8 protein-coding genes are annotated in these 7,333 nt (G+C 62.0%); all 8 read left to right on the top strand.

Going from position 1 to position 7,333, the window contains the following annotated elements:
* Positions 1 to 364: 364 nt before the first annotated feature.
* From traI to trbL, 8 genes are read left to right on the top strand one after another with little or no spacing between them, the layout of a single operon-like run.
* A complete protein-coding gene (traI, locus tag G6L01_RS28080) occupies positions 365 to 1,000 on the top strand; it encodes an acyl-homoserine-lactone synthase (protein ID WP_060716501.1) in 636 nt (211 codons plus the stop codon).
* Positions 997 to 1,968 (top strand): P-type conjugative transfer ATPase TrbB, encoded by a 972-nt coding sequence (gene trbB / locus G6L01_RS28075; RefSeq protein WP_060716500.1) that lies wholly within the window; start codon positions 997 to 999, stop codon positions 1,966 to 1,968. Before traI ends, trbB begins: the two co-directional genes overlap by 4 nt.
* Complete coding sequence (trbC, locus tag G6L01_RS28070; RefSeq protein WP_060716499.1) at positions 1,958 to 2,365, top strand: conjugal transfer pilin TrbC; 408 nt, start codon at positions 1,958 to 1,960, stop codon at positions 2,363 to 2,365. Before trbB ends, trbC begins: the two co-directional genes overlap by 11 nt.
* The gene (locus tag G6L01_RS28065) at positions 2,358 to 2,657 is read left to right on the top strand and encodes a conjugal transfer protein TrbD (RefSeq protein WP_070167516.1); all 300 of its coding nucleotides are present in this window, start codon (positions 2,358 to 2,360) and stop codon (positions 2,655 to 2,657) included. The genes trbC and G6L01_RS28065 overlap by 8 nt, the downstream gene beginning before the upstream one ends.
* A 10-nt stretch (positions 2,658 to 2,667) precedes the next feature.
* The gene (locus tag G6L01_RS28060; protein WP_070167517.1) at positions 2,668 to 5,136 is read left to right on the top strand and encodes a conjugal transfer protein TrbE; all 2,469 of its coding nucleotides are present in this window, start codon (positions 2,668 to 2,670) and stop codon (positions 5,134 to 5,136) included.
* Positions 5,108 to 5,917 (top strand): P-type conjugative transfer protein TrbJ, encoded by an 810-nt coding sequence (gene trbJ / locus G6L01_RS28055; RefSeq protein WP_070167518.1) that lies wholly within the window; start codon positions 5,108 to 5,110, stop codon positions 5,915 to 5,917. Before G6L01_RS28060 ends, trbJ begins: the two co-directional genes overlap by 29 nt.
* Entirely contained in the window at positions 5,914 to 6,132 is a 219-nt protein-coding gene (gene trbK, locus G6L01_RS28050) for an entry exclusion protein TrbK (protein ID WP_070167519.1), read from the top strand. Before trbJ ends, trbK begins: the two co-directional genes overlap by 4 nt.
* On the top strand, positions 6,126 to 7,328 hold the full coding sequence (gene trbL / locus G6L01_RS28045; protein ID WP_070167520.1) for a P-type conjugative transfer protein TrbL: 1,203 nt from the start codon (positions 6,126 to 6,128) through the stop codon (positions 7,326 to 7,328). Before trbK ends, trbL begins: the two co-directional genes overlap by 7 nt.
* Positions 7,329 to 7,333: the final 5 nt, after the last annotated feature.

Genomic DNA, 7,333 nt, shown 5'->3' with positions numbered 1-7,333 from the left:
GGTGTAATCTCTTGTCACGGTTAATTGGCGCGTATTGCCATTTATCCGTGACGATTACCCAATGCGTGTGAGGTTGCAAGACGTTTTTGGTTAATGAAAGGTTAAACACGTTTCAATCGAAATCATAAAAAATGCCGATTCTTCAAATGCTATCTGTTAGTTAGACAGATTCCCTCCTTCTGTGCGACGTGTCACCACGTGCAGATTTGCACAACCTTGTCGGCATCTAGCCGTTCTCACCCACTCGCATTCTATGCCCTGGAACACCGACTCGGTAGAATCACCTCAGGTGCAAATCTGCACGTAGGCACACGCGCCGCGAGATGATTTTTTGTTCGCATGACCTGTTCATGTGGAGATCGTGATGCAGATACTGACAGTCTCGCCGGACCAATACGAACGTAGTCGAAGCTTCCTCAAACAAATGCACCGTCTTCGCGCGACGGTGTTCGGCGGCCGCCTGGAATGGGAAGTCTCCATTACAGCCGGGCAAGAGCGCGACCAGTACGATGGTTACAAGCCGACCTACCTTCTGGCGATTACCGATAGTGGACGTGTCGCAGGTTGCGCCCGTCTTCTTCCGGCTTTCGGCCCTACGATGCTGGAGCAGACTTTTCCGCAACTCCTCGAAACGGGTTCGCTCGTCGCGCATTCCGGGATGGTCGAGAGCTCGCGCTTCTGTGTCGATACCGCGCTTGTCTCGCGGAGGGACGCAAGCCAACTGCATGTCGCCACGCTCACCCTGTTCGCCGGCATCATCGAATGGTCTATGGCCAATGGCTACAACGAGATCGTCACCGCGACCGATCTTCGCTTCGAGCGCATCCTGAAGCGGGCGGGCTGGCCAATGCAACGGCTCGGCCCACCGGTCGCAATCGGCAACACCATCGCCATTGCGGGCAGCCTGCCGGCAGATAGGACGAGCTTCCGGCAGGTTTGCCCACCGGGCTATCATTCGATCCCCCGGATCGACGTGGCAGCGATCAGGAGTGCCGCGTGACCCAGTTGCGCTCCCATTCGCGTCTGGTCCGGAAACTCCAGGACGCCCTCGGCGATCAGCTTTGCGTCGCGCTTGATGATGCGATGGTGGTCGAGATCATGCTCAATCCCGATGGCAAGCTCTTCATTGAGCGCCTGGGTCATGGCATGGCCCCGGCTGGCCAACTCAGCCCCGCCGCCGCAGAAGTTATCATCGGCAGCGTCGCCCACGCACTACAATCAGAGGCCGACGACGAGCAACCGATCATCTCTGGCGAACTCCCGATCGGCGGTCACCGCTTCGAGGGTTTGCTGCCGCCGGTCGTTTCCGGGCCGAGCTTCACGATCCGCCGGCGTGCTTCACGCCTGATCCCGCTCGACGACTATCTGAAACACAAGATCATGACCGAGGCGCAAGCGTCGGTTCTGCGCAGCGCAATCGCGTCTCGCATGAATATCGTGATCTCCGGCGGTACTGGCTCCGGCAAGACGACGCTCGCCAATGCCGTCATTGCCGAAATCATCGCGAATGCGCCGGACGATCGGATCGTCATGCTGGAGGACACCGCCGAGATTCAGTGCGCGGCCGAGAACGCCGTGGCGCTCCATACAAGTGAAACGATCGACATGGCCCGCCTGCTCAAGAGCACGATGCGCTTGCGGCCCGATCGCATCATCGTCGGCGAGGTCCGCGACGGGGCGGCGCTTACACTGCTCAAGGCGTGGAATACCGGCCATCCTGGCGGTGTCACCACCATTCACTCGAACACGGCGATGTCCGCTCTCCGTCGACTGGAACAGCTGACAGCAGAAGCGAGCCAGCAGCCGATGCAGGAAGTGATCGGCGAGGCAGTCGATCTGATCGTCTCGATCGAACGAACGGGGAAGGGGAGACGGGTTCGCGAAGTGATCCATGTCGAGGGCTTCACCAACTCCCGTTACCAGACCGAACATTACGCCCAGATCGATGAGGACAGCCATGTCGCGTAAGACCGAGACTGCCATTGCACTTGCGGCGTTCGCCGTTGTCTTCTGCGTCAATCTGGCGGACCCAGCCTTCGCCTCTTCGGGCGGGGGTGGGTTGCCGTGGGAATCTCCGCTCCAGCAAATCCAGCAGTCGATCACGGGACCGGTGGCCGGCTTCATCGCCCTCGCAGCGGTGGCGATCGCCGGCGCAATGCTGATCTTCGGGGGCGAGTTGAATGATTTCGCAAGGAGGCTTTGCTACGTCGCCCTCGTGGGCGGCGTACTTCTCGGCGCGACCCAGATCGTCGCTCTCTTCGGAGCGACAGGCGCTTCGATCGGCAAGTTCGAGGCCCGACCCGCGTCTGGGAATGTCAAGATGTCGGCGGCACCTCGACCGGAAGGGGAGGGGGCTCATGGCTGAACCGGGCTCCAACCTCGCCCGCTCACGGGTCCATCGAGCGCTGTCACGCCCGAACCTGCTGATGGGCGCCGACCGCGAACTGGTGCTGCTCACCGGCCTTACCGCCGTGATCCTGATCTTCGTGGTGCTGACCTGGTACGCCGCACTGTTCGGCGTGGCCATCTGGCTGATCGCGGTCGCCGCCCTTCGTATGATGGCGAAGGCCGATCCGCTGATGCGCCGCGTATATCTGCGGCACGTGTCTTACCGATCGCTCTACCGGCCCACCTCGACACCGTGGCGCAAGTTCTGAGGAGACGGGCATGGTCGCACTAAAGCTCTTCCGACACTCCGGCCCGTCCTTTGCCGATCTGGTTCCTTATGCGGGCCTGGTCGGCAATGGCGTGATCCTGTTGAAGGATGGCTCACTGATGGCCGGCTGGTATTTTGCCGGCCCGGACAGCGAAAGCTCGACAGATTCAGAGCGCAACGAGGTGTCGCGGCAGATCAATATGATCATGTCGCGGCTGGGTTCGGGTTGGATGGTTCAGGTCGAGGCATTGCGGGTTCCGACGATCGATTATCCGGTCGGGGACACTTGCCATTTTCCTGATCCGGTCACGCGCGCGATCGATACGGAGCGCCGGTCTCATTTCGAGCGGGAGAGCGGGCATTTCGAGAGCCGGCACGCGTTGATCCTGACCTGGCGGCCGCCGGAGCCACGCCGATCGGGCCTCACGCGCTATGTCTATTCGGATACGGTCAGCCGTTCCGCCACCTATGCCGATACGGCGCTCGACTCCTTCCGGACCTCCATCCGCGAATTCGAACAGTATCTCGCCAATGTCGTCTCCATCCGCCGCATGGTGACGCAGGAAACGGAGGAGCGCGGCGGCTTTCGCGTTGCGCGCTACGACGAGCTGTTCCAATTCATCCGCTTCTGCATCACCGGCGAGAACCACCCTGTCCGCCTCCCCGATATCCCGATGTATCTCGACTGGCTTGTCACGGCCGAGCTGCAGCATGGTCTTACACCGACCGTCGAGAACCGCTTTCTTGGCGTCGTCGCCATTGACGGCTTAGCCGCGGAGAGCTGGCCGGGGATCCTGAACAGTCTCGACCTGATGCCGCTCACCTATAGGTGGTCATCGCGCTTCGTCTTTCTTGACGAACAGGAGGCACGGCAGAAGCTGGAGCGCACCCGCAAGAAATGGCAGCAGAAGGTCCGGCCGTTCTTCGATCAGCTTTTCCAAACCCAGAGCCGTTCGGTGGATCAGGACGCCATGATGATGGTGGCCGAGACGGAGGACGCAATCGCCGAGGCATCGTCGCAGCTCGTCGCTTATGGATATTACACGCCGGTCATCTTGTTGTTCGATGAACAGCAAGAACGGCTTCAGGAAAAGTGCGAGGCGATCCGCCGATTGATCCAGGCCGAAGGATTCGGCGCCCGGATCGAGACGCTGAACGCGACCGATGCCTTTCTCGGCAGTCTGCCGGGAGTTTCCTATGCCAATATCCGCGAGCCGCTCGTCAACACGCGCAATCTCGCGGACCTCATTCCGCTGAACTCGGTCTGGTCGGGAAGCCCCGTCGCGCCATGCTCATTCTACCCGCCGGGATCGCCGCCGCTCATGCAGGTCGCCAGCGGCTCGACGCCGTTCCGCCTGAACCTGCATGTCGATGATGTCGGGCATGCGCTGGTCTTCGGCCCGACCGGTTCGGGCAAATCGACTTTGCTGTCGCTGATCGCGGCGCAGTTCCGACGCTATGCGGATGCGCAGATCTTTGCGTTCGACAAGGGGCGGTCGATGTTGCCGCTAGCGCTCGCCATCGGCGGCGATCACTACGAGATCGGCGGGGAGGCGGCCGAAGGAGGGGAGGGGGACTCGCCGCGACTGGCCTTCTGCCCGCTCGCCGAACTCGCGACGGACAGCGACCGCGCCTGGGCGGCCGAGTGGATCGAGACGCTCGTTGCCCTGCAGGGCGTCACGGTCACGCCTGACTATCGCAACGCCATTTCCAGGCAGTTGGGCCTGATGGCGGAATCGCGCGGCCGCTCGCTTTCGGATTTCGTATCAGGCGTGCAGATGCGCGAGATCAAGGACGCGTTGCACCACTACACGGTCGACGGTCCAATGGGCCAGTTGCTTGATGCCGAACAGGACGGACTGGCGCTCGGCGCCTTCCAGTGCTTCGAGGTCGAGGAATTGATGAATATGGGCGAACGCAATCTCGTTCCGGTCCTGCTCTATATGTTCCGGCGGGTCGAGAAGCGGCTGACGGGCGCACCCAGCCTGATCATCCTCGACGAAGCCTGGCTGATGCTCGGCCATCCAACATTCCGCGACAAGATCAGGGAATGGCTGAAGGTCCTGCGCAAGGCTAACTGCGCCGTCGTGCTCGCCACACAATCGATATCCGACGCCGAGCGCTCGGGCATCATCGACGTGCTGAAGGAATCCTGCCCGACCAAGATATGTCTGCCCAACGGCGCGGCACGCGAGCCAGGGACGCGCGAGTTCTATGAGCGCATCGGTTTCAACGAACGGCAGATCGAGATCGTCGCCACCGCACTGCCAAAACGCGAATATTACGTCGCCTCGCCCGAGGGTCGCCGGCTGTTCGATATGTCGCTTGGTCCCGTAGCGCTTTCCTTCGTCGGTGCGTCCGGCAAGGAGGACCTCAAGCGCATCCGCGCCCTTCACTTCCAACACGGGGCGGATTGGCCCAAGCACTGGCTCCAGCAAAGGGGGATCGCCCATGCCGAAACACTTTTCCAGGCCGCTTGAAGCGGCGCGCGCCGCCATGATCACGGCCATCATCGTCCCGGTCGCTCTGCCGTTTACCGCATATGCCGGCGGCGTTACCGGACAGGCCACCGAATGGACCCAACTCGCCAACAATGCGGAGCTCATTAGTCTCGTCGGCAAGTCCGCCGAGCAGGTGAACAATCAGATTACCCAGATCAGCCAGCTTGCCGAGCAGATTCAGAACCAGATCAACATCTACAAGAATCTGCTGCAGAACACCGCGCAACTGCCGGACCATATCTGGGGCCAGGTCGAGAACGACCTCAACAAGCTCCAGAACATCGTCGCGCAGGGGCAGGGCGTCGCCTTTTCGATGGGCAACATCGACGACGTCGTGAAGCAGCGCTTCCAGAGTTTCGCCGACATGAAGAGCAACCTGCCGGACGGCCAGAGCTTTTCGTCGACCTATCAGAACTGGTCCGATACCAATCGCGACACCATCGCCGGCACGCTGAAGGCGGCTAACCTGACGGCCGAGCAGTTTTCAAGCGAGGAATCCACCATGTCCTCGCTGCGCTCGATGTCGGAGAGCGCCGACGGCCAGATGAAGGCCCTGCAGGTGGGGCACCAGATCGCCACCCAGCAGGTGGCGCAGATGCAGAAGCTGCGTGGGTTGGTGTCGCAGCAGACCACAATGATGGGAACATGGTTTCAGTCGGAACAGGCACAGAAGGACCTCGCCCAGGCCCGACGCGAAAAATTCTTCAACGCGCCGACCAATGACATTCGCGGCGGGCAGACGATGGAGCCGCGCTGGTGAGCCCGCGCATCCTCATCGTCCTCGCAGTCGCGGGTCTGGTCGCCTTCGGAGCCGGCATGATCGTCTGGGTGGTGGTCCAACCGGATGCTGCGACTGAAACACCGGCCGGGACGTCCGGTTCTGGCGCAGCGCAGCGCGAGCACCGGGAGCGCTTCCTCGGCGGCGACCCGGATCGCGACGTGCGCGGCGGGCAGGAAATGAAGCCGCGATGGTAGTCGTCCGCCCGTCCCGCAAGCTCGAAACCGCTTTCATCGTCATCGCGATCCTGGCTCTTGCGACAGCGCCGGCGCTCGCCCAACAGGGTTCCGTGCTCACCACGTTGGAGAACCAGGTTGTTACCGCCGCCAAGGGCTGGGAGACGACGATCATGAACGCGGCGCGGTCGCTGTTCTGGATCCTTGCCGGGATCGAGATCGGTATCGCCGCCGTGTGGCTGGCTATCAATGCGGCAAGCCTCGACGCCTGGTTCGCCGAGCTCGTGCGTCGGATCATGTTTATCGGTCTCTTCGCCTTTATCCTCGACCGCGGCCCGGCGCTGGCCAAGGCGGTGGTTGACAGCCTGTTCCAGATCGGCGCGGGCGGGGGCTCGGCTTCGCCGGCCAACATCTTCGACGCGGGTATCCGCGTCGCCTCCAAAATGTCGGAACAGGCGAAGTTCGGCCTCTGGGAGGATAATGCGCTGGCGATCGCAGCGGTCTTCGCGATGATCGTGGTCGTCGTCGCCTTTTCGCTCGTCGCAGCGATCTTCGTCGCCGTCATGGTTGAGATGTATGTGGGCCTCCTCGCCGGCATGATCATGCTCGGTTTGGGCGGCAGCTCCTATACCAAGGATTTCGCGGTCCGGTATCTGGTCTACGCCTTCTCCGTCGGCATGAAGCTGATGGCGCTGGTGATGATCGCCAAGATCGGGTCCGACATTCTGATAGGGCTGGCCGAGGCGCCGACGGCGACCTCCGACCAGTTCATCACCACGATCGGCATCGCCGGTATCTCTGTCGTGGTCTTCATTATCGCCATGTATGTCCCGCCGATTATCCAGGGCGTCGTGCAGGGCGCATCGGTCTCAGGCGGCATGGAGGCGATCCGTCATGGTGGTCAGACGGCCGCCTTCGCCGCCGGTGGCGCCTTCCTTGGCGCGGGCGCCGCGATCAAGGGAGCAGAATCAGCGAGCTCGGCGAGGGCAGGGGGCTCGTCCATGGCCGGAGCTGCACTTCGCGGCATGGCGTCCGGCATCGGCAACGCCGGATGGGCGGCAGGCTCAGCGGCACGAGAAAAGGCGATCGCGTCGCCTGGCGCCTATGCCGGCTCTCTGCTCGGCCTCGCCAATGCCAAGCTTGATCAGACCCGGCAAACCGGCAGGCCTTCGACGCCTCCTCCGCCTCCACCCGTCAACGAAAACAAACAAGGCTGACCGCA

Origin of the sequence: Agrobacterium vitis, assembly GCF_013337045.2 — a bacterium.
Taxonomy (GTDB): Bacteria; Pseudomonadota; Alphaproteobacteria; order Rhizobiales; family Rhizobiaceae; genus Allorhizobium; species Allorhizobium vitis_B.
This window is presented reverse-complemented; position numbering and strand designations above follow the sequence as displayed.